The following is a 24,137-nucleotide window of genomic DNA, read 5'->3' on the forward strand; positions in this document are numbered from 1 at the left end:
ACCTAAGGAGTTCCAATGGATAGCGTCAAATATCGGCTCAACGATCCAGGGTTGGCGCCGCGCCGCACCCGGATGGACATCCCGGGCTGGGCGGGCGAACGCCAGCCACGCGCGAACGGCTCGCATGAGCAGGTCTGGCATTGCGTACCATTCTCGGAAGGTGCGCAATATGGCATCGAGCTGTTTTATCCCTACGACTTCGAGCTGCAGGTCACCACGCGCGACGGCAGGCTGGAGCTGTCCGGCGAATGGGGCGAGCCGCCGAGCCCGAGCCTGCAATGGCCGCCATTCCGCAATTTCGGCGATGCCTTCTACACCTACCAGATCCTGCTCGATCTCAAGGTGCCCAACGGCTTTGCGATCCGGACCGAGCCGCATCCGCGATTCTACACCGACCGCACCGATACCTGCCCGATCGCCGTGCCGGCGCTGGTGCGCAGTTTCTGGCCGATGCTGTTCTTCTGCGTGTTCAAGGCGCCTGCCGAGGGCCGGACCCACATCTTCCGCCCCGGCGAGCCGTTCGCGCAGGTGATCGTGATTCCCGAGGAGGCGAACTTCACGGTCGAGCCGATGAGCCCCGACGAGGCGGCGGAACGCGAGCTGCAGTCACGCCGGATCCATGCCAGCCGGCCGGTCCTCGCCAAGGACACCGAATGGGTGTCGAGCACCGATACGGTGTTCGACGGCACCTACCGCCACCTGCATCGCGCAGCGAAAGAGAAGGCGCGCAAATCGTGAGGACGCCCTGCTGACATGAAAGAGGCGCCGACCTCGCGGCCGGCGCCCCGTCAAACCATCATCGCGATGCGATCAGTAGCGATCGTAGTACCAGTGATGGTGGTGATGATGGTGATGGTGGTGATACCAGCGCCGCGGCGGCACCACGTAGACGCGCGGACCATAGCCGTAGCCATAGCCATAGCCGCGCCAGTAGCCATGGTGGTGATGGTGATGATGATGGTGGTGATGGTACCATTGCGCGAGTTGAACCTTCGGCTCGGCCGTCGGCGGTCCCTGCTCGTCGAGTGCTTGAAGCACCTTGGCGGCGTTCGGAATCGGCTCGAGCAGGTCGGCGTAGGAATTGGCCTTCAGGACATCGGTCGGGGCGGGAGCCGCCGACGCCTGCGCCGTGCCGAGCGCGCCGACAGCGGCGACCGCGCCCAACAAGCCTGCGATCTTCTTATCCATAAATCATCTCCTGATGCGCATCGCCCGGATGCAGAAACGTCAACCCCGAATGTTCGTTCCTCGATTCGCCTGATAGTTCGAAACGGCGTCCGAAATCAGGCTGTCAGTCTGTTCAGGAACGTTAACAGGAGCTCATTGACTCGTTCATGTTGCTCCTGCTGCACCCAATGACCGGCGCGATCGATCAGCTCGCACAGTATCATGTTGGTGCACACTCGGGATTGCATCGCCTCAAACACGCCGGGCCGTTGGTAGATGCCCCAGTCTTGCAGGCCCGAGATGAATGCAGACGGAACGTCGATGGTGAGATCCGACCACGTCTGCAATTCAGCGTCGAATAGGCCAGACGTGCCGCAGCGGTACCACTGCAGTCCGCCCTGGAAGCCGTTTCGTTCATATTCGGCGGTGTAGACAGCGAGCTCATGGTCCGGCAGCCAGCGATTCGCCGCGATCGCCGCCGCATCCGGCATCTCCTCGGCGACGGTCTCGGCCATGGTCTTGCCGAGGTCCATCACGTAGTAAGTCGGCAGCTTCGCGAGCTCGCTCGCGCTCCACGCCTGCAGCGGGTAAGGCGCGTTGCCCGTCCAGTCCGCGCTCTTGTGATGGTAATAGGCGCGCAGGAAGTCATGCAGTCCCTGCGGCGCCCGATGCATGTCCGTATTGGCCTGCCGCGTCGCGTAGTACCATTGATAGTGCTTGCGCGGCCGCGGCAGCGCGGCCAGTTCGCGATGCACGGGATCCTCCTGCGGCACGAGGGGATGGCTGGCGATGTCGAACGGTGCTGCCGGTGGCCCGGGGAACGGTGCGCTCATCATCACGACCGATCGAAAGACATCGGGGCGGATCACCGCGCACCACGCCGCGACGGGGCTGCCGAAGTCGTGGCCGATGACAGAAGCGACATGGTGATGGCCGAATGCATAGACCACGCCGAGCGCATCACGGACCAGATTGGTGAATCGAAACGGCGCGAGATCGCCGTCATAGTCGGCGCTCCACCCCGTGGTGCGGCCATAGCCGCGCTGGTCCGGCGCCAGCACGTGATATCCGGCGGCGGCCAGCGCCGGCATCACCTTGCGCCAGCTATAGGCCAGCTCGGGAAAGCCGTGTAGCAGCAGCACACAGGGGCGGCCGGGCGTCTCGAAGCCGGCTTCCAGCACGTGCATGCGCAGGCCGTTGATGCCGTCGACGAAGCGCGAGCGGATCGTGGATGGGAGGGGAAGCGGGGGAAGGGACTGGGACATGGCGTGCACTCTCCTCGCGTCGTCCCGGCCAAGCGAGCGAAGCGAGCGCGAGCCGGGATCCATAACCACAGGCGCTCATGTGGCGCCAAGCTGGAGCTTATACCCTTCGCATCATCGGCTGCGGTGGCTATGGGTCCCGGCGCAAGGCCGGGACGACAGCTACCGTTATTGGAGCTATGCCGAGCCCTTCTTCGGCCAGTAGCGTTCGCGCAGGTGGCGCTTGACCAGCTTGCCGGTCGGCGTGCGCGGCAGTTCCGGCTCGAAGTCGATCGAGCGCGGGCACTTGATCGGCGACAGATGCTGGCGGCAGAACAGAATCAACTGCTCCTCGAGCGCCTTGCCGGCGCGCGCCATGTCGTGCGGCTGCACCACCGCCTTGACCTCCTCGCCCATCTCCTCATTGGGAACGCCGAACACCGCGACGTCGGCCACCTCCGGGTGGGTGATGAGGACGTCCTCGGTCTCCTGCGGGTAGATGTTCACGCCGCCGGAGATGATCATGTAGGACTTGCGGTCGGTGAGATAGAGGAAGCCGTCGGCATCGAGATAGCCGACATCGCCGAGGGTCGACCAGCCCTTGTCATTATAAGCGCGCTTCGTCTTCTCCGGATCGTTGTGATAGGAGAATTGCGGCGCATCGGCGAAATACACCGACCCGATCTCGCCGGTCGGCATTTCCTGATCGTCCTCACCGAGAATCTTGATCTTGCCCACCACGGCGCGTCCGACGCTGCCGCGGTGCTCGAGCCACTGTTTCGAGGCGCACACGGTGACGCCGTTGCCTTCAGAGCCAGCATAGTACTCGATCAGGATCGGGCCCCACCAGTCGATCATCTTCGCCTTGACGTCGACCGGGCAGGGCGCTGCGGCGTGGATCGCACCCTTCAAGGTCGAGACGTCGTAGCGCTTGCGGACGTCCTCCGGCAGCTTGAGCATTCGCACGAACATGGTCGGCACAAGCTGCGACTGCGTGACCTTGTATGTCTCGACGAGCTTCAGGAACTCCTCGGCGTCGAAATGCTCCATGATGATCGAGGTGCCGCCGAGCACGGATACCATCATGTTGAAGCGCAGCGGCGCTGCATGATAGAGCGGTGCCGGCGACAGATAGATGCTGTCGGCGTTCATGCCGCACATGTCGGCGCAGAGCACGCGCAAGAACTGGTTCGGCTGATCGATCGGATTGCCTTCGAAATCCTTCTTGATGCCCTTCGGCCGTCCCGTGGTGCCCGACGAATACAGCATGTCGTAGCCGGCGACCTGGTCGGCGATCGGCGTCTTGGGCTGGGCGCCGGCCTCCTTGTCCCACGAGCGGAAGCCGGGCTCCGGCTCGTCGACCATGAAGAACAGCGGGCCGTCCGTGCCGCTCACGAGATCGCGGACCTGCTCGGCGCATTTCGGCGAGGTGATGAAGACCTTGGCGCCGCAATCCTTGATGATGTAGGCGATCTCGTCCTTGGTGAGATAGCGGCTGATCGCGGTATAGTAGAGACCGGAGCGCTGCGCGGCCCAGGCGATCTCCATGAAGGCCAGCCGGTTCTCCATCAGGAAGGCGATATGGTCGCCGGCTTTCAGGCCCAGCGCACGAAACAGCTGCGCGCCCTGATTGGAGAGCTCGTCGAGCTCGCGATAGGTGATGGCCTTGCCGGTGCCGGCCATCTGATAGGCGATCTTGTCGGGATGGCTTCGGGCGTGGATGGAGGGGTGGGTCATGAGGGCACACCGCTTGATCAGGATGGCTGTCGTCCCCGCGAAAGCGGAGACCCATAACCACCGAATGAAATTGGGAAGCGAGCTGGAGCTCCAGCTCAGCTCGACCACGAACACGTGGGCGTATGGGTCCCGGCGCAAGGCCGGGACGACACCATTGCTGTAGCGAGGACTACAGCCGCTCCACGATCGTCACGTTCGCCATGCCGCCGCCTTCGCACATCGTCTGCAACCCATAGCGCTTGTTGCGGGCCTTCAGCGCATGCAGCAGCGTGGTCATCAGCTTGGTGCCGGAGCCGCCGAGCGGATGGCCGAGCGCGATGGCGCCGCCATTGACGTTGAGCCTGTCAGGATCCGCGCGGGTTGCCTTCAGCCACGCGGTCGGCACCGAGGCGAAGGCCTCGTTGACCTCGTAAAGATCGATGTCGTCGATCGACATGCCGGCCTTCTGCAGCGCGCGCTGTGTCGCCGGCAACGGCGCCTCCAGCATGATGACGGGATCGCCGCCCATCATGGTCATGTGATGGACGCGGGCGATCGGCTTGACGCCGAGCGACTTCAGGCCGCGCTCGTTGACGACCATCACGCCCGAGGCGCCGTCGCAGATCTGGCTGGCCGTGGCCGCCGTCAGCTTGCCGTTCTCGGCGATCAGCTTGACGTTTCTGATGCCGTCGAGGCTGACGTCGAAGCGGATGCCCTCGTCGATGTAGTGGGTGTCGGTCGAGCCGTCGGCACGGGTGATCTCGAGCGGGATGATCTCGTCCTTGAATTGGCCTGCTTGCGTGGCGGCAATCGCGCGCTGATGGCTGTTATAGGCGTATTCGTCGAGCTCATCCTTCGAGAGTCCGTACTTCTCCGCCATCATTTCCGCGCCGGTGAACTGGCTGAACTGGATGTTCGGATAGCGGCTCTCGATGCCAGGGCTCTTGTAGTGCCCGAAGCCGTTCTTCGCCGGAAGCGTGGAGGAGAGACCCATCGGCACCCGGGTCATCGACTCCACGCCGGCGGCGATCACGACATCCATCGCGCCGGACATCACCGCCTGCGCAGCGAAGTGGAGCGCCTGCTGCGACGAGCCGCACTGCCGGTCGATCGAGGTGCCGGGCACGCTCTCCGGCAGCTTCGACGCCAGCACCGCGTTGCGCGCGATGTTGGTGGACTGCTCTCCGGTCTGCATGACGCAGCCCATGATCACGTCCTCAACTTGGTCCGGCGCGGCGCCGGAGCGCTCGACCAGCGTATCCAGCACCTTCGCGGCGAGATCGGCAGGATGCCAGCCGGCCAGACGGCCACCCTTGCGGCCGCCGGCCGTGCGTGCGGCCGCGACGATGTAGGCTTCCGCCATGACGTGTCCTCCCTAGACTTGGTGTTCGTGATTGCGCGCGATTTAAATGCTCCGATGTCGGTTAGTCAATCGATCAATTAACTCTTGAGATGAACTCCGGCTTCGGCTTATCTGCCGCGATCATCAGCGAGATGCGTCTTGGGACCTCAGCTTCAGAACAGCGTGCCGGAAAAACTTCCCGCGGGACGGAATGCCACCGCGGAGAAGCTGCTGGACGCAGCGAGCGAGCTGATGATTCAGAGGTCCTCGATCGAAATTTCGCTCAGCGACATCGCCCAGAAGTCCGGCGCCAACGCCGCCCTGGTCAAATATCATTTCGGCAACAAGGACGGGCTGCTGCTGGCGCTGCTCGCCCGCGATGCTGCGACCGAGGTCGCCAATCTCGATTATCTGCTGGCGCAGCCACTTGCGCCGACGGCCAAGCTCAAGCTGCACATCAGCGGCATCATCCGCGCCTATCACCGGTTTCCCTACATGAACCGGCTGATCCACTATCTGCTGCACGAGAGCAGCGCCGAAGCCGCGGATGAAGTGTCGAAGTTCTTCGTCGCGCCGCTGTTGGATTTCCATCGCCGGCTGATCGAGGAGGGCGTCGCCAAGGGCGAGTTCCGCGCCGTGGATCCGGTGCTGTTCTATACCAGCCTGATCGGCGCCTGCGATCATCTGTTCTTCGGCCGCCACGCGATGTCGCGCGCGATCGGCGTCGGCCCGGTCACCGATGATGTCTGCCGTCAGTACATCGCCCACATGGAGGCGCTGATCTGCGGCGGAATATTGAAGAGGGCGAATGGCGAATAGGGAGTAGCGAATAGAGGTTCGCCCTATTCGCTACTCCCCATTCGCTATTCGCAAACAAAAAAACGTCCAAGGAGGAAGCGTATCATGCAGTTGAACAACGTTGCCGTTCTCATCACCGGCGGTGGCTCGGGCCTGGGCGCCGCCACGGCGCGCGCCATGGCTGCCAAGGGCGCCAAGATCGCCGTGCTCGACCAGAGCAAGGAGAATGCGGAGAAGGTTGCCGCCGAGTTGAAGGGCGTCGCCATTCATGCCGACGTGACCGACGAGGAGCAGGTCAAGGCCGGCCTCGCCAAGGCCGAGGCGGCGCATGGCGTCGCCCGCGTGCTGGTCAACTGCGCCGGCATCGGCGGCTCGCAGCGCATCGTCGGCAAGGACGGCGTCTATCCGCTCGCGAAGTTCGCCCGCATCATCAACGTCAACCTGATCGGCACCTTCAACGTGCTGCGGCTGTTCGCCGAGCGCCTCGTCACCGCCGAGCCGATCGGCGAGGAGCGTGGCGTCATCATCAACACGGCCAGCGTCGCGGCCTATGAAGGCCAGATCGGCCAGATCGCCTATTCGGCCTCGAAGGGCGGCGTCGTCGGCCTGACCTTGCCGGCGGCGCGCGACCTCGCCAGCCAGAAGATCCGTGTCAACACCATCGCGCCGGGCCTGTTCCTGACGCCGCTGCTGATGGGCCTGAACGAAGAGGCGCGCAAGAGCCTCGGCGCCCAGGTGCCGCATCCGGCCCGCCTCGGCGACGCCTCGGAGTACGGCAACCTCGCGGTTCACATCGTCGAGAATCCGATGCTGAACGGCGAGACCATCCGCCTCGACGGTGCCATCCGCATGGCGCCGCGCTAGCGGCAAGCTCCGCTGTCGTCCCGGCCTTGCGCCGGGACCCATGCTCCGCGGCGTCTGAAACAGGCAATCTGACAGACGCCGTAGGTACAACACAAGCCGGTGGCTATGGATCCCGGCGTTCGCCGGGATGTTACTAAGGGTGGAGCGCGCGTCATGTCCCAACCGCTGTTGATCGAGCACGACAATGGTGTCGACCGGGTGACGCTCAATCGTCCGGACAGCCTCAACGCGCTCGATCCGGCGCTGATCGACGCGCTCAATGCCTATTTCGAAAGCCTGCAGCGCAATCGCACCACGCGCGTCGTCGTGCTGAAGGGCGCCGGCAAGAACTTCTGCGCCGGGCTCGATCTGAAAGCCGCGATGCAGCGGCGCGGCGGTGTCAATGAGCCCCCTGGCGTCACCGAGTCCTTGGATTCGCAGCGGCGCATCGCCGATATCGTGATGCTGATGCGGCGCTGTCCGCAGCCGATCATTGCGCTGGTACAGGGCGCAGCCGCCGGCGGCGGCTTCGCCCTGGCGCTCGCGGCCGACATCCGCATCGCGTCGCGCTCGGCGCGGATGAACTGCGCCTTCATCAAGCTTGGCTTAGGGGGCTGCGACATCGGCACCAGCTACTTCCTGCCGCGCCTCGTCGGCGTCTCCGTCGCGTCTGAGCTCATTCTCACCGGCCGCTTCATCGGCGCCGAGCGCGCGCTCATGGTCGGGCTGGTGTCGGAGATCGTCGAGGACGATATGCTCGACAGCGCGGCCGCGCCCTTCGTCGAGGCGATGATGACCGCATCGCCGGTCGGTCTTCGACTGTCGAAGGAATGCCTCAACATGAGCGTCGATGCGTCGTCGATCGAGGCCGTCATCGCGATGGAGGATCGCAATCAGGTGCTGTGCAGCCGCTCGGAGGATTTCAAGGAGGGCATTCAAGCCTTCCTCGAGAAGCGAAAGCCGGTCTATACCAACCGGTAGATATCAAGATCCGCAAAGGACGATATTTCGGGAGACGCAAAATGGACGGGACGGCAGCGAAGGTGCTGGAGAAGCCGACATTCCGCAAGGTCAACTGGCTGGCGCGCGACATCGATGTCATCAGGCGCGGTGACGGCGTCATCGTCATCAAGTCGCGCATTCCGCTGCAGGCCTATGAGCCGCATTTGGCGGCGCCGCTCGCCCGCTGGGCCAAGGAGGCGCCGACGCGGACCTGGCTCGCGCAACGCAGCGGGGCCGAGCGGCAGTGGCGCAAGCTGTCCTATGCCGAGGCCAAGCGCACCGTCGATGGGCTGACGCAGGGTCTGCTCAATCTGAAACTCGACGGCCGCCCGGTCGCGATCCTCTCCGGCAATTCGATCGAGCATGCGCTCATCACCATGGCCGCGATGCAGGCCCGTTCGCCGGCCGCTCCGGTGTCGCCGGCCTATTCGTTGATGAGCCATGATCATCTCAAGCTCAAATATCTGTTCGGGCTGGTGAAGCCGGGCGTTGTCATGGTGCAGGACGGCCCGACCTTCGAGAAGGCGCTGAAGGCGCTCGATCTCGACGGCGTCACCGTCATTCATGTCGCGCGCCCGTGCGAGGGCATCCCCAGCGTCAGCTTCGCCGATCTCGCCGCGACGCCGGTCACCGGCGAGGTCGATGCCTCGATCGCGCAGATCACGCCGGATACCGTCGGCAAGCTCTTGTTCACCTCCGGCTCGACCGGCATGCCCAAGGCGGTCATCAACACCCAGCGCATGATGTGCGCCAATGCGGCGATGATGATGCAGACGCGACCGCGCGGACCGGAGGCGCCGATCTCCACCGTGCTCGACTGGATGCCGTGGAATCACACCATGGGCGGCAACGCGCTGTTCAATCCGCTCTTGATCGAGGGCGGCACGCTCTACATCGATGACGGCCGGCCGATGCCCGGCATGTTCGACGAAACCATCCGGAACCTGCGCGAGGTGTCGCCGACCTATTACGCCAACGTCCCCGCCGGCTATGCGGCGCTCGCGGCGGCGATGGAAAAGGACGACGCGCTGTGCCGCTCCTTCTTCAGGGATCTGGGCATCATGGCCTATGGCGGCGCGCGGCTGCCTGACGATCTCTATGAGCGGATGCAGGCGCTGGCGGTCAAGACCACGGGCGAGCGCATCGTGTTCTACACCGGCTGGGGCTCGACTGAGACGGCGCCGACCTCGACCGGCACCTATTGGAACACGGAGCGGGTCGGCCTCATCGGCCTGCCGTTCCCCGGCGTCGAGCTGAAGATGGTGCCGACCGGCGACAAGTACGAGCTGCGCCTGCGCGGCATCAACGTGATGCCCGGCTATTTCGGTCAGCCCGAGCTGACGAAGAAGGCGTTCGACGAGGAAGGGTTCTACTGCATCGGCGATGCCGGCGTGTTCGTCGATCCCAATGACCCGGCGCAAGGCATCATCTTCGCCGGCCGCGTGGTCGAGGATTTCAAGCTCACGACCGGCACCTTCGTCCATGTCGGCTCGCTGCGCACGGATGCGATCGCAGCCGCAACGCCGGCGATCCACGATGCGCTGGTGACGGGGCAGGACCGCGAATATGTCGGTCTCCTGGCCTGGCCCAATCTGCACGCCTGCCGCCAGTTGGTCGGTGATCCCAATGCGACGTTCGAGGATGTGGTGAAGCATCCTGCCGTCATCGACTGCGTCCGCCGTGGTCTCGAAGCCCATAATAAAGAGTGCGAGGGCGCGACCAGCCGGCGCATCGGCCGCGCCATGTTGATGGTCGAGCCGCCCTCGATCGATGGCCATGAGCTGACCGACAAGGGCTACATCAACCAGCGCGCCGGTCTCGAACGCCGCGCCGCGCTGGTCGAGCGGCTCTATGCGGCCGAGCCCGACAGCGACGTGATCGTGCTGTGATGACGCATTTTGAAACCGTCATTCCGGGGCACTCGCGCAGCGAGTGAACCCGGAATCCAGAGATAAATCAGATCGAGATTCCGGGTTCGATGCTGCGCATCGCCCCGGAATGACGATCAGGAAGCAGGTGAGGCCATGAACTTCGATTTCTCCGACGACCAGAAGCAGCTGCGGGACCAGGCGCGGAAGTTCCTCGCCGAGAAGTGTCCGCCCAAGGCGGTGCGTGTCGTGCTCGACGGCAAGGAGCCATACGACCGCGCGCTGTGGAAGGGCTTTGCCGAGATGGGCTTCCTCGGCGTGGCCATTCCGGAAGAATATGGCGGCGCGGGCGCCGGCCATCTCGAGCTCTGCGTGATCGCCGAGGAGGTCGGCCGCGCGCTGGCGCCGGTGCCGTTCTCGTCCACGGTCTATCTCGCCGCCGAAGCGCTGATGCTGGCCGGCAGCGATGCGCAGAAGCAGACCTGGCTGCCGAAAATAGCGAGCGGCGAGGCAATCGGCACACTGGCGCTGTTCGAGGGCACCGGTAATCCGTCGCCGAAAGCGATCAATTGTGAGGCCGCCAACGGTGTGCTCAACGGCACCAAGAAGCCGGTCGCCGACGGCGCCATCGCCGATCTCATCATCGTTGCCGCGCGTACCGGCTCGACCGGCCGCGACAGCGACATCTCGCTGTTCCTGGTCGACACCAGGGCGGGCGGTGTCGAAGCGAAGGCGCTGACCAATCTCGATCCGACCCGCGGCCAGGCCGAGCTCACCTTCAAGAACTGCAGGGCGGAGCCGCTCGGCGCCGCCGGCGAGGGCTGGAGCATCATCACCCAGGTGCTCGATCGCGCCGCGGTGCTCACCGCCTTCGAGCAGGTCGGCGGCTCCGACCGCGCGTTGGAGATGGGCCGCGACTACGCGCTCGACCGCATCGCCTTCGGCCGGCCGATCGGCTCGTTCCAGGCGGTCAAGCACATGCTCGCGGACATGTACGTGTCCGCGACCTTGGCGCGCTCGAATTCCTATTACGGCGCCTGGGCGCTCTCGACCAACGCTCCTGAGCTGCCGGAGGCCGCGGCCTCGGCGCGCATCAGCGCGACGCAGGCCTATCAGCACTGCGCCAAGAACAACATCCAGGTCCATGGCGGCATGGGCTTCACCTGGGAGTTCGACTGCCACATGTACTACCGCCGCGCCAATGCGCTCGCGCTCGGTCTCGGCAGTCTGTCCTATTGGGAGGACCAGCTGATCGACCGCATGCGCAAGCGCAATGCGGCGTGAGGCAAGGTGAGAACTCGTAGGGTGGGCAAAGCGAAGCGTGCCCACCATCGCGTCATGTGATTGCAACGGTGGGCACGGCGCGCTGCGCCTTTGCCCACCCTACGAAAGCAGGGTTTGACCATGAACTTCGATGACACCCCGCAGGAGGCTGCATTTCGCGCCGAAGCCCGCGCCTGGATCGCGGCCAATGCGCCAAAGCAGTATGAGGACGAGCTGCGCGCCTCCTCGCTCGGCCGCGTCGCGCTGAAGGACGCCAATATCCTCGACGTCGCCAAGGCTTGGCAGAAGAAGAAGGCGGAGGCCGGCTGGGCCTGCCTGCATTGGCCGAAAGACTATGGCGGCCGCGGCGCCTCGCCGATCGAGCGCGTGATCTGGCAGCAGGAGGAGGGGCCTTACGGCAAGCTCTCCGGCATGTTCATCATCGGTCATGGCATGTGCGGCCCGACCATGATGGCCTACGCCTCCGAGCAGCATAAGCGTGAATATCTGCCGCCGCTCGCGTCGGGAGAGAAGGTCTGGTGCCAGCTGTTCTCCGAGCCGGCCGGCGGCTCCGACGTCGCTGGCCTGCGCACCCGCGCCGAGAAGCGTGGCGACGACTGGGTGATCAACGGCCAGAAGATCTGGACATCCGGCGCGCATTACTCCGACTACGGCATCCTGCTGACGCGCACCGATCCCACGGTGCCGAAACACAAGGGGCTCACCATGTTCTTCCTGGACATGAAGAGTCCGGGCGTCGAGATCAGGCCGATCAAGCAGGCCAGCGGTCACTCCGATTTCAATGAGGTCTATTTCACCGACGTCGTGATCCCGGACTCGCAACGGCTCGGCGCCGTCAATGACGGCTGGAACGTCGCGCTGACAACGCTGATGAACGAGCGCATGTCGATCGGTGCCGGTGTCTCCACCGGCTTCCCGGAGCTGTTCGACTTCTGCTCCAACCTGATGCTGGACGATCGTCCCGCGATCGAGGACCGCAACGTGCGCTCGAAGCTCGCGAGTTGGGCGGTGAAGGCGAGCGGGCTGAAATACACCAGCATCCGCGCCATCTCGGCGCTGTCGAAGGGCGAGCGGCCGGGACCTGAGAACTCGATCGGCAAGCTGGTGGCGGGGCCGATGATCCAGGACGTCGCGGCTTACGCGCTGGACCTGCAGGGTGCCGCCGGCGTGCTGAGCGGCCCGGAGGCTGAGCTCGCCGGAAAATTCCAGGCGATGCTGTTGCGCGCGCCCGGCACCCGCGTCGAAGGCGGCACCGACGAGATCATGCGCAACATCATCGCCGAGCGCGTGCTCGGGTTGCCGGGTGACATCCGGGTCGACAAGGACGTGCCGTTCAATCAGGTGCCGACCCGGGGACGAAACTAACACGTGCAGTCGTAGGGCGGGTTAGCGCAGCGTAACCCGCCGTCAGCTCGTACAACGCTGATCAAGTGGCGGGTTACGCCTTTGGCTAACCCGCCCTACGCATTGGGAGTGAGGGTTAGACCATGAACTTCGACGACACCCCGCAGGAAGCCGCTTTTCGCGACACCGCGCGCGCTTGGATCGCGGCCAACGCGCCGAAGGAGCTGGAGGAGGAGCTGGCGAGCTCCTCGCTCGGGCGTATCCGGCTCAAGCATGCCGACATCGTCGAGGTCGGCAAGGCTTGGCAGAAGAAGAAGTCCGATGCCGGTTGGGCCTGCCTGCACTGGCCGAAGGAGTATGGCGGCCGCGGTGCGACGCCGATCGAGCGCGTGATCTGGCAGCAGGAGGAGGGCGTGTACGGCAAGCTGACGCAGCCGTTCCAGATCGGCGAGGGCATGTGCGGCCCGACCGTGATGGCCTATGGAAGTGAGGACCACAAGCGGCGCCATCTGCCCAAGCTCGCTTCCGGCGAGGAGATCTGGTGCCAGCTGTTCTCCGAGCCGGCGGGCGGCTCCGACGTCGCGGGTCTGCGCACCCGCGCCGAGAAGCGCGGCGACGACTGGCTCATCAATGGTCAGAAGATCTGGACCTCGGGCGCGCACTATTCCGACTATGGCCTGTTGATCACGCGCACCGATCCCACCGTGCCCAAGCACAAGGGCCTGACGATGTTCTTCCTGGACATGAAGAGTCCGGGCGTCGAGGTCCGCCCGATCAAGCAGGCCAACGGCATGCAGGAGTTCAACGAGGTCTATTTCACCGACGTGGTGATCCCGGATAGCCAGCGGCTCGGCGCGGTCGGCGACGGCTGGAACGTGTCGCTGACCACCTTGATGAACGAGCGCATGTCGATCGGCGCGCGGCTCGCCACCGGCTTCCCGGAGATGTTCGAGTTCTGCGCCAATCTGATGACCGAGAGCGGACTCGCCATCGACGATCGCGCCACGCGCTCGAAACTGGCGTCGTGGGCGGTCAAGGCCAGCGGGCTGAAATATACGAGCTATCGCGCGATCTCGGCGCTGTCCAAGGGCGAGCGGCCGGGACCTGAGAATTCCATCGGCAAGCTGGTCGCCGGCGTCATGCTGCAGGACATCGCCACCTATGCCATGGATCTCGAAGGCGGCGCCGGCGTGCTGACCGGCGCGGACGAGGCGGTGACGCAGGGCCAGTTTCAGCAGATGCTGCTGACCTCGCCCTCGATGCGCATCGCCGGCGGCACCGACGAGATCCTGCGCAACATCATCGCCGAGCGCGTGCTCGGCCTGCCCGGCGATATCCGTGTCGACAAGGACGTGCCGTTCAACAAGGTGCCGACCAAGGGGCGGCGCTAGTCCACGGCATCACGACGACTGTCATTCCGGGGCAAGGCCGCAGGCCTTGAACCCGGAATCTCGATGTCGGCTTGGGCTTATTCTGAACAATGTCGAGATTCCGGGGGCGGTCGCCGCGGCGACCGCCCCCGGAATGGCGGGGTGTGGAGGGCGAGCACAACGCGAGCGCCTCCGGTCGAACTGTACGGAAGGTTGTCATGTCATCAGCGGCGCCAAAGTCAGAGCAAGATCCCATCACCATTCTCGAAGAGCTGATGGCCGCGCGCTTCTCCTGCCGCAGCTTCCGCGCGGAGCCCGTGCCGCGCGCCACCATCGAGCGCATCCTGGCGGCGGCGCAGAAAACCGCGTCCTGGTGCAACAGCCAGCCCTGGCAGGTCGAGATCACGTCGGGCCCGGCGACCGAGGCTTTCCGGAAGGTGATGTATGCGGCGGCCTCCAGCGGCAAGCCGCCGTCAGGCGACTTCCCGTTTCCGCGCGAATACACCGGCGTCTATCTGGACCGGCGGCGCGAGAGTGGTTTCCAGCTCTACAACGCGCTCGACATCCCGCGCGGCGACAAGGCCGGCTATGCCCGGCAGGCGCTGGAGAACTACAACTTCTTCGGCGCGCCGCATGTGGCGATCATCCACAGCGACGAGGCGCTCGGCACCTACGGCGCGATCGACTGCGGTGGCTACGTCACGAGCTTCATGCTGGCGGCGCAGGCGCTCGGCATCGCCACCGTGCCGCAGGCGGCGCTGGCATTTCATTCCGACGTGGTGCGGCAGCATTTCGGATTAGGTGACGACCGCAAGGTGGTCTGCGGCATCTCGTTCGGTTATCCCGATCTCGGTCACAAGGCGAACTCCTACCGCACCAGCCGCGCCGCGGTTGCCGAGACGGTCCGTTTTAACGACGAATAACTTCGCGTCCGTAAGTCGTGCGCGCGTATTTGTTGCCGGCGGAGTTCCGTTTTGCGGGACTCCGGACGGGGCAAGACGACCCACGAGTCCCTTTTTGTAAACCGAGTTTGCTGAACAGGGAGCAGCTCGGGCGGCGGTGCCATGATTTTGCCGAGCTGTCGTCCACGTTCGGCGAGCGCGTTTCGGCAACGATGCTCGCGCTCTCCTGCCCGACCTTCACATCGAAAGCCGCTCTGAAATCAACAGTTTGTCCGCGATCCGCCAATCGAGGCTCACTGCTGCAGGACCGGAGGGGTGGCGAGGGTCGGTGCAGGAGCGCTAGTGGTTGCTGTTGCTCGATTTGGGCGCGCATTTTTCCCTGAGCTCGTGGGCTTCAAGCAATGATATTGACAAAATCCTCTCCAACATTTTGAGTTGCATTGCCCGAGCGTCAACGATGCAAAATTGTAGTAGCTCGATGATCTTCTCGATTGAAGGTTCAGTCACGGCTCAAAACCTGAAGTGTCAGCGATGGATTCCATGAATACGCCCTCCAACCTTTACGTCCTCGAGGTGGATGAGGCGACGCTCCTTGGTCACCGCCTCTTGAAGGCTTTCCATAAGCTCAGGCTGAAGCGGCACCGGGAACAGCTCATTGCGCTGGCTGAGCGGCTCGTGGAAGATGAAGAAAGATATCCGGCAGGGCCTGGCGGCTGACGTCTTCGAGTCCTTGCCACGTCAGCGTCGGCCGCGTCAGGCCGATCTGCTTGCAGAGTGACTTCCACGTCGTTTCATCGCAGTCGACGAGCACGGCCATTACCGACATCCCATCCATCATGTGAGGTACGCCGAGCGGCCGCGCCTTCCAGCCGCACTTCTCGAACCGCGGCAGCCACCAGGTTTCGAGCACGATCGAAAAGCCGGTCAACCCGATCGAGATGCCGTACTCCATGATCGCAGTCAGCAGCAGCATGTCGATCCGCGGGCCCGCATGCTCTCCGCGGCGCTCGGGGATCACGAAGATGCGCGACAGCTCGTAGACGTCCGGGCGCTGGATCGTGCCGCGCAGATTCAGATACGGGAAGATGTCGCTCATCAGCGTCGGCATCAGCGTTGGCACCGCGCGCATCGAGCCGATCAACTGGCCGTTGTCGATGCAGAACAGATAGACCGAATCCTCGGTGTCGAACTGATCGATCTCGCGCCCGTCGGGACGATCGAGCGCCGTCCACTTGCGCTGCTTGACGTAAATCTCGTGGCGCAGCCGGTAATACGGATCGAAATATTTCTCGTACAGAGCGCGATTATCTTTTCGAACGACATGAATCTCAGGCATCGAAACCCCCGGTCGTCTGAATCAAATTGGGGTTTGCAGATTGCCGATGCGCTCGAATTGATCCAGTGGGAGAAACGCCAGATCAGATCGAGATCTCGCCGTTGACAAGAGCGGTCGCAACCGTCGCCGTCTTGTTCTTGGTCGAAAGCTTGCGCTGCGCCTCCTCCAGATGCCAACGGACGTTGCGTTCGGAGACGCCGAGGATGCGCGCCGTCTCCCACGCGGTCTTGCCGCGCGCCGCCCAGCTCAGCACCTCGGCCTCGATCCGCGACAGGCGTCGGCTTTGGTTGCTCGCGGCGGAGCGCGCCAATGCGCGCAGCCTGCTGTGCGTGAAGATGCTGATCAGGTGCAGCGCGCCCCGCGCGTCGGGGGCGAGATTCGGATTTTCGCCTGCAAGGCTGACGGCGCCCACGGCATCGTCGTAGTGGATGGGAACGCAGAAGCCTTCGTTCAACCGGAAGTCCTTCGCGCGCATCATCACCTCATGCGCGCCGGGCTCGTCCTCGCGGTTGTAGGGCACCTCCGTCCACGCGAATGGATTCAATGTCGAGATGCAGTGCCGCGGAATCGGATCGCAGCGGTGGAATTGCTCGCGCGCATACATGTCGAACCATTCCCGCGGCCAGCCGTTGGCGAGAATGGTCTGCTGCAGCGATTGGCCCGAGGTCGGCACGCCGGCCATGATGTAGGCGTGAAAGCCCAGGTCGCTGATCATCTTCTCGAACTGGGAGAGCACGCTTGCGCTGGTCTTCGACGCCTCGATCGCATCGACGTACTCCAGAGCTCGTCGTCCCCAATACGCGTCCATCACTTGCATGTGAAAGTCTCCGCCCGCGGTTCAAGCTAGCCACGGACAAAAAGCTGTCAACCGCAAATTGGAGGTTTAGGTCGATAGTTCGTTGAGCGTGTGTCAGAACACCGGCTGGATACAGACGTTTGCATGCAAAATTTATCAGTTCGGGGCGCGGCTGCGCTCAGAATGTCGGCGTTCTCTTCTCTGCAAACGATCTCATGCCCTCCTGGATTTCTGCGCCGCTCATGCTGTCCCGATGCCTGCGGCGAGCCGCCGCATCGTCGAGGGCTCCGCGTGCAAACTCGTTGATGGCGCGCTTCATGCCGCGCATGGCCTGCGGGGCGTTGCCGGCTAGAATGGCCGCCAGCCGGTCGACCTCCGCGTCGAGCGCATCGGCCGTCGCCACACCGGTGAGATAGCCGATGCGCAGCATCTCAGCCGCGTTGATCTTCTCCGCCGTCAGGAACAGACGCTTGGCATTGTCGATACCAAGGCGGGACACGTAGCGCTTGATGCCATTCGGGTAGTAGTGCAGCCCGAGCCGCGCCGCCGGCATGAACATCTCGCTGGTATCGACCCCGATCCGGAAATCGCAGGCCAGCGCCAGATCGGTCGAACCCCCGTAGACCCCGCCGTTGAGCCGGCAGATCGTCGGCAGAGCGAGGTCCTCCAGCCGGTCGACGACCTCCTCGAATGCCGGGCTGGAAGTCTCGGCCGTATCCGCCGGCGTTGCGCCGATGGCGCCAAGGTCGAAGCCGGCGCTGAAGGCGCGTCCGGTGCCGGTCAACACCAGCACGCGCAAGGCCGGGTCGGCCTCGACCTGGTCGAACAGCGCCAGCAGCGCGCCGAGATCCTCCGGCTGCAGCCGGTTGAGATGGCGCGGACGGTTGAGTCGAATGGTGGCGCGGGCGCCGTCGATGGTCAGGAGCGGCTTGCTCGGCGCGTCATCGGCCTGGGTGGTCCGTCCGGTCGTCATGTCCTGTTCTCCATGGTTCGGCGCTTGGCCTCGGCATCGATGCTCTGCGCCAGATCGGGGTGGCGTGCCATCAGCACGCGGAAATCGACGAGGTCGAGGACCAGCAGCTTCGACAGCCCGGTCGTGCTGATGTCGGCCGAGCGCAGGTTGTTCCCGAGCAGCGCCATCTCGCCGAAGAACGCGCCCTCGCCGAGCCGGACCTTCTTGCCGGGAAGGTCGACCTCGACCTCGCCGGAGGCGATGAAATACATGCAGTCGCCCGGCTCGCCCTTGCGGATCACGATGGCGCGCGGCGGCAGGTCGATGGTGTGCAGCATCTGCGCGACGTCGGCGATCGTGGAGGGCCCGAGGCTGGCGAAGAATGGTACCCTGCTGACCGATTCCCAGGTCTTCAGAAAGTTGTCGCGCCGGGTTTCCGCGGCGAAGGCGGTGGCCAGGATGCCGGTCCACAAGCCGAAGACGCCGAGGCCGGAGATCATCACCGTGGCGGCGACCACCCGCCCGAGCGGCGTGATCGGCACCACGTCGCCATAGCCCGTGGTGGTGAGGGTCGCGACGGCCCACCATAGCGCGGACGGGATGGTGCCGAAGGTGGCCGGCTGCTCGTCGTGCTCGAGCGCGTATTCGGCGACCGATCCGAGAAACAGCACCAGCAGGAACAGCACCAGCACCGACAGCAGCGGGCGTGCTTCGACCACGAGCACCCGGCGGAGCTGGCGTAGGCCCGGGACGCCGGAGGTCACCTTGAGCACCCAGATGACCGCCAGCAGCCACGCGGTGCGTACCTCCATGCCCGAGACCAGCGCGACCGGAACGGCAAGGCCGGAGAGCGTGTCCAGCAGCCCCCGGCCCGACATCAGGTAGGCGGCGGCGCGCTGCGCCCGCGCCGCCTGCTGAACCCGAACGGCCCATTCGACGACGAAAAAGACAAGGCATCCCCACAGCAGGGCGATGATCCAGCGCCGCCCAGCCTCGTAGGCCGGGTCCATCGTCAACAGCACCATGGCGCTCATGCCGAGCGCCACGGCCACATGGGCCGCTCTGGTCATGTTGCGTCCGGCCAACGCGGTGACGAATGCCGCCAGGGCAGGGTGCTGCGGTTTGGTCATGGGCGGCGGGCGTCAGTCGCTGGTCTCAGAGCCGCAGGAGATCGCGGCGGCGTCAAGGTGCCCCGATCGGGGAAATCCCGTCAACGATGCGGGTCGGTCGGTTGGGCAGCGTCATCCGGCAGGTCCAGCCGTTCTACTTCGAGCGGGGAATTTTTCCGTGCCGGCTCAAATACCGGTTCAAACGTCGTCTGATCGCCGTATATCAGAGGTCGGCATGGACACGCTAAATTAGGCAAAAGGAGGCCGGAACCGAGCGTCCGCCCTCCCGCGTCCCAAGAGTCTGGTTGATCCCGATGGATACCTCACACCTGGTCGAACATGCGGGCGCCGCCGGCAGCCTCTTCGCCTCGATCTTCGTGGTCGCCACGCTGTCGATGCGGACGATGATTCCGCTGCGGGTTTTCGCCATCCTCACCAACATCGTCCTGATCGCGACTGCGGTGCCGATGCACAACTATCCGGTCCTGATCCTGCACGGGGTGCTGCTGCCGCTCAACAGCTACCGGCTCCACCAGATGCTGCAGCTGGTCCGCGACGTGAAGCAGTCGGTCAACAGCGACCTCTCCATGGAATGGCTGAAGCCGTTCATGACCGAGCGCAAATGCGGTCCCGGCGAGGTGCTGTTCTACAAGGACGAGAAGGCCGACAGCATGTACTACATCGTCAGCGGCCGCTTCCGCCTGGTCGAATCCGGTATCGAGCTGCCGGTCGGTGCGATCGTCGGCGAGTTCGGCATGATCTCGCCGTCCAATACGCGCACGCAAACACTGGAATGCGTCGAGGGCGGCCTGATCCTGTCGGTCTCCTACGACCAGGTCGAGCAGCTCTACGTCCAGAACCCCGCCTTCGCCTTCTACTTCCTGCGCCTCGCCAGCGCCCGGCTGTTCCAGAACATCGAAACGCTCGAGCGGCGACTGGCGCAACAGACCACCGCGCCGGCGCCCGTCGCCAAGCCGGCGTGATCCGGGAGCCTGAAGCCCAGTGAAAAGCGTCCGGTCCTCGCTGCGATATCTCTTCGCCGACGTCATCGGCGGCGACGATGGCGAGCCGCCTTTTCTGCCTCAGGGCCTTCCTGACGCCGCCGTGCCGGCGGTGAGCGATGGCATCCATCTGCTGATGGAGTATCAGGGCGCGAGCTACGCGCAGCTCTATGTCGATCGCATCAAGCGGTTCGTGCGCAGATCGAACGTCGATGCCGGCATGCTGTCCGAGATCGCGCAGCTGCTGGCCGCCCGCATGGCCTATGAGGATCCGATCCGGATCGCCCAGCTCAGATTGATCAGCCTCGACATGGGGCGGCGCCCGGGGGGGCGCGAGAGCGACGACGTCAGGAGGTTCCGCCTCGACGAGCTGATCGGTGCGCTGCCGCAAGCCGTGGCGGAATCGTTGCTGGCAGTCTTCGAGCAGATCGGCTGGCTGGGTCGGCGCCGGGTCAAGGTCCGCTTTTCGGTCCGATCGCGGCTCGCCGTTCGCCGCCTCAAGCTGATGGCTGGCCTGCGGCGCTGGCGGCTGCAGTCGGTGCGCTATGGCGAGGAGCGCGCCTGGGCCGAGCGGTGGCTGCACATGATCGCGCGCGCGCTGGACAAGCAGCCTGCGGCGGCGCCCGCCGTGATCGCGACGGCGACCATGATCCAGGGCCAGGGCGACGGCTACCGGCAGGGTCTCGCCGATTGGCATGCCATCATCGATGGCCTGGCCAAGCCCACCTTCGATGGCGTCCTGCCGATCTCGGATCTTGCCTCCGCCATCGCCGAGGCGCGCGCCGTTGCGCTGGCAGAGCCGGGACAGGGGGCGCTGAAGCGGACCATCGCGCAGATCCGGGCGAGGGCGCTCTCAGTGCCGAAGGCCAACGCCGCGGAATGACGCCGCCGCAGCGACGGTTGCCGCGGCGTGGGTAACCTTACCCCCGGCGGGATTGCCGCGAAGGGTAGCAGGGTGCGATTTGAAGTTCCCTTTCGCGTGCAATTCGCTACCGGAGATGTCATAAGCGTCGCATACGCGTCGAATTGGCCGGGTATTCTCATCAGATTGCGCTGAACGCCTCCAGTTCCCCGTGCGTCCAAGGTTGGGTTCCAAGGGTCAGTCGTAGCGAGAGCGTCAGCTTTGTCTTTTCCCTCTTTGTCGTCGCAGGTTCCGGTTGGTGCGCTGGTCGGCTGGATGCTGCTGCTGACCTTCAAGCACATCATTGGCGACTTCGTGCTGCAGAACGCCTGGATGGCCTATGGCAAGGACCAGCGGAAGGGCTGGGCGCTGCCGCTGTTGGTGCACTGCCTGATCCATCTCGCCGTCGCCATGGTCCTGATCCTGATCGTCGCGCCGAGATTCTGGTTCGTCGCCGTGATCGACTTCGCCATTCACATCACCATCGATCGCCTGAAGGGCATCTGCTCGTCGCGGTTCGGCATGAATACCGAGCACCCCTGGTTCTGGACCTTGATCGGCGTCGATCAGGCGCTGCATCACCTCACCGGTTTCGGGCTCTCGATCTTCATGGCCGCGAACGGCTGAGCCCGGCCACGGCGCGTCTCGGCGCGCCGGCCGCGGCAGCCCCCGTGTCAAGCCGGGGGTGGGACGACCGTTCGGTTTGGTTAACCGACCGTTAGCGATTCGCGCTGCATCGTCGCGGCATGGCAATCAAACCGATGCTTCAAAGCCGCGATGCGTTCGAGAGCGATTCGTGCCCGGTCGGCGACGAGCTTCTCGGCGAGCTCTACCGTGCCGACGCCAACGGGCTGCCCGCGCTGGTCGAGAGCGTGTCCGCCGATGTGAGGGCCATGCTGGCGCTGTTCTGCTACAGGCGCACGCATCTTCACCCGCTGGCGCTTGCGATTGCATCCACCTGCAGCGAGCAGGACCTGTCGCAGTTCGGCGGCCGGGTCGGATCGGCGCTGTATGCGCAATCCCGCGGGGGCCGGGCGGGTCCGGCCAGCACGACCTCGAGCCGCAAGCCGATCTCGCTGTCGACCAAGCCGCTCTCGGTGATGAAGCCGTTCGAGGACGATCTCGACGACAGCCCCGAGCCGGTCATGGCCTGACTTCCCGTCTTCCTCGCCTTTGGCTCAGGCGAGCACTTGCAGCCCGAACTTGCGTCGGGCCATCGCGCATTCGGCGTCACCGGGCATGCAGGTCCGGCACACCTCGGGGCGGATCGCGTAGATCCGGCACGCGACGGAACGCGCGATTTCGCCATCGAGCGCGCAGCAGCGGTCGCCGTCGCAGCGCATGCCCGACAGCCGCTCGTTGACCAGCTCCGCCGGGATGAGGTCGAGCGCGGCATCTTCCTCGATGGTGAAGCGCGGCCAGTTCGACGAATAGGCGCAGCACGCGCCGCAGCTCTGACAGGGGCTGACGTCAAGGTCATCGGGCATCGGTTCAGACATCCTTGGGAACCTCCCACACCAGGCTGCGCCGCCATTTGGCGCGCAGCGCCTCGCGCCTTTCCGGATATTTGTCGTCGAGATAGTCCGCCTCGACGACACGGTCGGTCCTGAAGCTGCGGAAGTCGTGGCGCAGCTCGCACCAGGCAGCGAGGATGCGGACCGCGTCGTGATAGCCGATCGCGATCGGCCAGATCACGCGCTCGCTGTCGCGGCCCTGCTCGTCGCGATAGCGCAACCTGATCTTGCGGCCCTCGTGGATCTGCGAGCGTGTGCGCGCCATGTCGATGTGGTCCGGCTCGCGCATCCACGGCCGCGGGGCGCGACTCGCCGGCTCCAGCACGAACGGCCGCAGCCGCTCCGGCACGGTGTCGGCGATCTTGGCCATCAGGTCCTCCGCCGCGCGCGCCAGCACCGGGTCGGCGTTGACCGCGACCCATTGCGCCCCGAGCACCGCCGCCTCGATCTCGTCCGGCGTCAGCATCAGGGGCGGCAGATCGAAACCTTTCTCCAGGATGTAGCCCATGCCGGCCTCGCCGCGAATCGGCACGCGCTGGCCGATCAGGGTGGCGATGTCGCGATAGATCGTGCGCTTCGAGGTCTCGAGCTCGGCCGCGATCGCATCCGCCGTCAAGGGGCGGCGCGTGCGTCTCAGCACCTGGATGATCTGGAACAGCCGGTCGGCGCGTCTCATGGTGTGTCCTGCATGGGCGAGCACCCCCGCCGATGCTGACAGGATGCTGGCAGCAGCCCGCCTTTATACCGGGTCAACAACGAGATTGAAGGGGTGATGTCGATGATGATGTTTTATGGCCTTGGCCTTGCCACCACGCTAGTGCCGCTGCTGACACCATGGTGGCAGCAGCATGTTCGTAGCGTCCGGCGTCTGCTCAGGAAGTCGGGAGTGCTGTCATGATCACATTGTTCGGTTTGGGCGCGGGCTTCGGCCTGCCGGAGATCAGCCCCTTCGTCACCAAGACGGAGGTGCAATTGAAGATGGCGGGGCTTGCTTTTCGGAAGCAGCGGGCGATGCCGCCGGCCTCGCCGAAGGGGCAACTGCCCTTCATCGACGACGGCGGCGAGCTGATCGCCGATTCGACCTTCATCCGCGCCCATGTTGAGCGCAAATATGGCTTCGACTTCGATCATGGACTCGACGTGCGCGCGCGGGCGCAGGCCTGGGGGTTCGAGCGCATGATCGAGCATCACCTGTATTTCGCGCTGGTCGGAGCGCGCTGGGTCGATCCGGTCAACTTCGCCAAGGGGCCGGCGCATTTCTTCGACGGTGTGCCGGCCGACAAGCGCGAGAAGCTGCGCGAGGACGCGCAGTTTCGCGTCGCCGAGAACTATCTGATCTCCGGGCTCGGCCGCCACGCGCCGGATGAGGACGTCGATCTCGCAGCGCGCTCGCTGCGCGCGCTGTCGGTGCAGCTCGGCGACCGGCCTTATCTGATGGGCGACCGTCCGTGCGGCACCGACGCGACGGCGTTCGCCGTCATCGCCGGCATTCTCACCCCGTTCTTCGAATCCGAGCTGCGCCGGCGCACCGAAGGCTTTGCCAACCTCGTCGCCTATGCCGACCGGATGATGGCGCAGTATTACCCCGAGTTCGAGTGGGGCGGGGCAGCCGAGGCGGCGTGAGCTGATCAGTCGAGTCCGACTCACCGTC

24 protein-coding genes are annotated in these 24,137 nt (G+C 64.8%); 14 read left to right on the forward strand and 10 right to left on the reverse strand.

All coding sequences use genetic code 11. From position 1 onward, the window contains the following. Positions 1 to 15: 15 nt before the first annotated feature. Positions 16 to 738 (forward strand): hypothetical protein, encoded by a 723-nt coding sequence (locus QX132_RS30975; RefSeq protein ID WP_315812491.1) that lies wholly within the window; start codon positions 16 to 18, stop codon positions 736 to 738. A 72-nt stretch (positions 739 to 810) separates the two neighbouring features. Here QX132_RS30975 and QX132_RS30980 read toward each other — a convergent pair whose 3' ends face one another. From QX132_RS30980 to QX132_RS30995, 4 genes are all read right to left on the reverse strand, one after another. After that, positions 811 to 1,188: a hypothetical protein gene (locus QX132_RS30980; protein ID WP_315734788.1), complete on the reverse strand. Its 378-nt coding sequence runs from the start codon at positions 1,186 to 1,188 to the stop codon at positions 811 to 813. 95 nt (positions 1,189 to 1,283) lie between these two features. Beyond that, the gene (locus QX132_RS30985) at positions 1,284 to 2,354 is read right to left on the reverse strand and encodes an alpha/beta hydrolase (RefSeq protein ID WP_316163670.1); all 1,071 of its coding nucleotides are present in this window, start codon (positions 2,352 to 2,354) and stop codon (positions 1,284 to 1,286) included. Between the two features lie 252 nt (positions 2,355 to 2,606). Continuing rightward, positions 2,607 to 4,145, reverse strand: a complete 1,539-nt coding sequence (locus tag QX132_RS30990) for an acyl-CoA synthetase (RefSeq protein ID WP_316163658.1) — start codon at positions 4,143 to 4,145, stop codon at positions 2,607 to 2,609. A 169-nt stretch (positions 4,146 to 4,314) separates the two neighbouring features. Then, complete coding sequence (locus tag QX132_RS30995; protein ID WP_315775533.1) at positions 4,315 to 5,487, reverse strand: acetyl-CoA C-acetyltransferase; 1,173 nt, start codon at positions 5,485 to 5,487, stop codon at positions 4,315 to 4,317. Between the two features lie 138 nt (positions 5,488 to 5,625). Between QX132_RS30995 and QX132_RS31000 the strand changes: the two genes are divergently transcribed. The 8 genes from QX132_RS31000 (at position 5,626) to QX132_RS31035 (ending at position 14,898) form a co-directional block, all read left to right on the forward strand. Continuing rightward, positions 5,626 to 6,285, forward strand: a complete 660-nt coding sequence (locus tag QX132_RS31000) for a TetR family transcriptional regulator (protein ID WP_315753583.1) — start codon at positions 5,626 to 5,628, stop codon at positions 6,283 to 6,285. Between the two features lie 84 nt (positions 6,286 to 6,369). Next, positions 6,370 to 7,128, forward strand: a complete 759-nt coding sequence (locus tag QX132_RS31005; protein WP_315783788.1) for an SDR family NAD(P)-dependent oxidoreductase — start codon at positions 6,370 to 6,372, stop codon at positions 7,126 to 7,128. A 153-nt stretch (positions 7,129 to 7,281) separates the two neighbouring features. Continuing rightward, on the forward strand, positions 7,282 to 8,088 hold the full coding sequence (locus tag QX132_RS31010; protein ID WP_316163659.1) for an enoyl-CoA hydratase/isomerase family protein: 807 nt from the start codon (positions 7,282 to 7,284) through the stop codon (positions 8,086 to 8,088). 41 nt (positions 8,089 to 8,129) lie between these two features. Continuing rightward, the gene (locus QX132_RS31015) at positions 8,130 to 9,998 is read left to right on the forward strand and encodes an AMP-binding protein (RefSeq protein WP_316163660.1); all 1,869 of its coding nucleotides are present in this window, start codon (positions 8,130 to 8,132) and stop codon (positions 9,996 to 9,998) included. Between the two features lie 135 nt (positions 9,999 to 10,133). After that, the gene (locus tag QX132_RS31020; RefSeq protein ID WP_316163661.1) at positions 10,134 to 11,261 is read left to right on the forward strand and encodes an acyl-CoA dehydrogenase family protein; all 1,128 of its coding nucleotides are present in this window, start codon (positions 10,134 to 10,136) and stop codon (positions 11,259 to 11,261) included. Between the two features lie 120 nt (positions 11,262 to 11,381). Beyond that, positions 11,382 to 12,626, forward strand: coding sequence for an acyl-CoA dehydrogenase (locus QX132_RS31025; RefSeq protein WP_316163662.1), 1,245 nt, complete (start codon positions 11,382 to 11,384; stop codon positions 12,624 to 12,626). A 122-nt stretch (positions 12,627 to 12,748) separates the two neighbouring features. Continuing rightward, on the forward strand, positions 12,749 to 13,996 hold the full coding sequence (locus QX132_RS31030; RefSeq protein WP_316163663.1) for an acyl-CoA dehydrogenase: 1,248 nt from the start codon (positions 12,749 to 12,751) through the stop codon (positions 13,994 to 13,996). A 254-nt stretch (positions 13,997 to 14,250) separates the two neighbouring features. Then, entirely contained in the window at positions 14,251 to 14,898 is a 648-nt protein-coding gene (locus QX132_RS31035) for a nitroreductase (protein ID WP_316163671.1), read from the forward strand. 631 nt (positions 14,899 to 15,529) lie between these two features. On the opposite strand, the gene QX132_RS31040 is transcribed toward QX132_RS31035, so the two are convergent. The 4 genes from QX132_RS31040 to QX132_RS31055 form a co-directional block, all read right to left on the reverse strand. Beyond that, complete coding sequence (locus tag QX132_RS31040) at positions 15,530 to 16,213, reverse strand: acyl-homoserine-lactone synthase (protein WP_315734768.1); 684 nt, start codon at positions 16,211 to 16,213, stop codon at positions 15,530 to 15,532. Positions 16,214 to 16,295: 82 nt separating this feature from the next. Continuing rightward, positions 16,296 to 17,030, reverse strand: coding sequence for a LuxR family transcriptional regulator (locus QX132_RS31045; RefSeq protein WP_315734766.1), 735 nt, complete (start codon positions 17,028 to 17,030; stop codon positions 16,296 to 16,298). A 157-nt stretch (positions 17,031 to 17,187) separates the two neighbouring features. Continuing rightward, on the reverse strand, positions 17,188 to 17,982 hold the full coding sequence (locus QX132_RS31050) for an enoyl-CoA hydratase/isomerase family protein (RefSeq protein ID WP_316163664.1): 795 nt from the start codon (positions 17,980 to 17,982) through the stop codon (positions 17,188 to 17,190). After that, positions 17,979 to 19,091, reverse strand: a complete 1,113-nt coding sequence (locus QX132_RS31055) for a cyclic nucleotide-gated ion channel (RefSeq protein WP_316163665.1) — start codon at positions 19,089 to 19,091, stop codon at positions 17,979 to 17,981. The genes QX132_RS31050 and QX132_RS31055 overlap by 4 nt, the downstream gene beginning before the upstream one ends. Before the next feature lie 293 nt (positions 19,092 to 19,384). Between QX132_RS31055 and QX132_RS31060 the strand changes: the two genes are divergently transcribed. From QX132_RS31060 to QX132_RS31075, 4 genes are all read left to right on the forward strand, one after another. Then, on the forward strand, positions 19,385 to 20,053 hold the full coding sequence (locus QX132_RS31060) for a cyclic nucleotide-binding domain-containing protein (protein WP_315713745.1): 669 nt from the start codon (positions 19,385 to 19,387) through the stop codon (positions 20,051 to 20,053). A gap of 19 nt (positions 20,054 to 20,072) precedes the next feature. After that, positions 20,073 to 20,954: a DUF6537 domain-containing protein gene (locus QX132_RS31065; RefSeq protein ID WP_315734759.1), complete on the forward strand. Its 882-nt coding sequence runs from the start codon at positions 20,073 to 20,075 to the stop codon at positions 20,952 to 20,954. 294 nt (positions 20,955 to 21,248) lie between these two features. After that, positions 21,249 to 21,599: a DUF3307 domain-containing protein gene (locus tag QX132_RS31070; RefSeq protein WP_315735691.1), complete on the forward strand. Its 351-nt coding sequence runs from the start codon at positions 21,249 to 21,251 to the stop codon at positions 21,597 to 21,599. A 134-nt stretch (positions 21,600 to 21,733) separates the two neighbouring features. After that, positions 21,734 to 22,126 carry a hypothetical protein gene (locus QX132_RS31075; protein WP_315735689.1) on the forward strand — a complete coding sequence of 131 codons (393 nt, stop codon included), beginning with the start codon at positions 21,734 to 21,736 and terminating at the stop codon, positions 22,124 to 22,126. Positions 22,127 to 22,150: 24 nt separating this feature from the next. On the opposite strand, the gene QX132_RS31080 is transcribed toward QX132_RS31075, so the two are convergent. Together QX132_RS31080 and QX132_RS31085 are read right to left on the reverse strand one after the other, a co-directional pair. Next, positions 22,151 to 22,471, reverse strand: a complete 321-nt coding sequence (locus QX132_RS31080) for a YkgJ family cysteine cluster protein (protein WP_315734757.1) — start codon at positions 22,469 to 22,471, stop codon at positions 22,151 to 22,153. After that, positions 22,464 to 23,162, reverse strand: a complete 699-nt coding sequence (locus QX132_RS31085; RefSeq protein WP_315734755.1) for a YafY family protein — start codon at positions 23,160 to 23,162, stop codon at positions 22,464 to 22,466. The genes QX132_RS31080 and QX132_RS31085 overlap by 8 nt, the downstream gene beginning before the upstream one ends. 218 nt (positions 23,163 to 23,380) lie before the next feature. Here QX132_RS31085 and QX132_RS31090 point away from each other — a divergent pair, with 218 nt between their 5' ends. Beyond that, the gene (locus QX132_RS31090; RefSeq protein WP_315734752.1) at positions 23,381 to 24,109 is read left to right on the forward strand and encodes a glutathione S-transferase family protein; all 729 of its coding nucleotides are present in this window, start codon (positions 23,381 to 23,383) and stop codon (positions 24,107 to 24,109) included. The last annotated feature ends 28 nt before the right edge of the window (positions 24,110 to 24,137 follow it).

The organism is Bradyrhizobium sp. SZCCHNRI20481, assembly GCF_032485055.1.
Taxonomy (GTDB): domain Bacteria; phylum Pseudomonadota; class Alphaproteobacteria; order Rhizobiales; family Xanthobacteraceae; genus Bradyrhizobium.

What these genes read in the sequence shown, in the direction of transcription:
- QX132_RS30975 (WP_315812491.1), top strand. Translation starts at nt 16, where the DNA reads ATGGATAGCGTCAAATATCGGCTCAACGATCCAGGGTTGGCGCCGCGC.
- QX132_RS30980 (WP_315734788.1), bottom strand. Translation starts at nt 1,188, where the DNA reads ATGGATAAGAAGATCGCAGGCTTGTTGGGCGCGGTCGCCGCTGTCGGC.
- QX132_RS30985 (WP_316163670.1), bottom strand. Translation starts at nt 2,354, where the DNA reads ATGCACGTGCTGGAAGCCGGCTTCGAGACGCCCGGCCGCCCCTGTGTG.
- QX132_RS30990 (WP_316163658.1), bottom strand. Translation starts at nt 4,145, where the DNA reads ATGACCCACCCCTCCATCCACGCCCGAAGCCATCCCGACAAGATCGCC.
- QX132_RS30995 (WP_315775533.1), bottom strand. Translation starts at nt 5,487, where the DNA reads ATGGCGGAAGCCTACATCGTCGCGGCCGCACGCACGGCCGGCGGCCGC.
- QX132_RS31005 (WP_315783788.1), top strand. Translation starts at nt 6,370, where the DNA reads ATGCAGTTGAACAACGTTGCCGTTCTCATCACCGGCGGTGGCTCGGGC.
- QX132_RS31010 (WP_316163659.1), top strand. Translation starts at nt 7,282, where the DNA reads ATGTCCCAACCGCTGTTGATCGAGCACGACAATGGTGTCGACCGGGTG.
- QX132_RS31015 (WP_316163660.1), top strand. Translation starts at nt 8,130, where the DNA reads ATGGACGGGACGGCAGCGAAGGTGCTGGAGAAGCCGACATTCCGCAAG.
- QX132_RS31020 (WP_316163661.1), top strand. Translation starts at nt 10,134, where the DNA reads ATGAACTTCGATTTCTCCGACGACCAGAAGCAGCTGCGGGACCAGGCG.
- QX132_RS31025 (WP_316163662.1), top strand. Translation starts at nt 11,382, where the DNA reads ATGAACTTCGATGACACCCCGCAGGAGGCTGCATTTCGCGCCGAAGCC.
- QX132_RS31030 (WP_316163663.1), top strand. Translation starts at nt 12,749, where the DNA reads ATGAACTTCGACGACACCCCGCAGGAAGCCGCTTTTCGCGACACCGCG.
- QX132_RS31035 (WP_316163671.1), top strand. Translation starts at nt 14,251, where the DNA reads ATGGCCGCGCGCTTCTCCTGCCGCAGCTTCCGCGCGGAGCCCGTGCCG.
- QX132_RS31040 (WP_315734768.1), bottom strand. Translation starts at nt 16,213, where the DNA reads ATGCCTGAGATTCATGTCGTTCGAAAAGATAATCGCGCTCTGTACGAG.
- QX132_RS31045 (WP_315734766.1), bottom strand. Translation starts at nt 17,030, where the DNA reads ATGCAAGTGATGGACGCGTATTGGGGACGACGAGCTCTGGAGTACGTC.
- QX132_RS31050 (WP_316163664.1), bottom strand. Translation starts at nt 17,982, where the DNA reads ATGACGACCGGACGGACCACCCAGGCCGATGACGCGCCGAGCAAGCCG.
- QX132_RS31055 (WP_316163665.1), bottom strand. Translation starts at nt 19,091, where the DNA reads ATGACCAAACCGCAGCACCCTGCCCTGGCGGCATTCGTCACCGCGTTG.
- QX132_RS31060 (WP_315713745.1), top strand. Translation starts at nt 19,385, where the DNA reads ATGGATACCTCACACCTGGTCGAACATGCGGGCGCCGCCGGCAGCCTC.
- QX132_RS31070 (WP_315735691.1), top strand. Translation starts at nt 21,249, where the DNA reads ATGCTGCTGCTGACCTTCAAGCACATCATTGGCGACTTCGTGCTGCAG.
- QX132_RS31075 (WP_315735689.1), top strand. Translation starts at nt 21,734, where the DNA reads ATGCTTCAAAGCCGCGATGCGTTCGAGAGCGATTCGTGCCCGGTCGGC.
- QX132_RS31080 (WP_315734757.1), bottom strand. Translation starts at nt 22,471, where the DNA reads ATGTCTGAACCGATGCCCGATGACCTTGACGTCAGCCCCTGTCAGAGC.
- QX132_RS31085 (WP_315734755.1), bottom strand. Translation starts at nt 23,162, where the DNA reads ATGAGACGCGCCGACCGGCTGTTCCAGATCATCCAGGTGCTGAGACGC.
- QX132_RS31090 (WP_315734752.1), top strand. Translation starts at nt 23,381, where the DNA reads ATGATCACATTGTTCGGTTTGGGCGCGGGCTTCGGCCTGCCGGAGATC.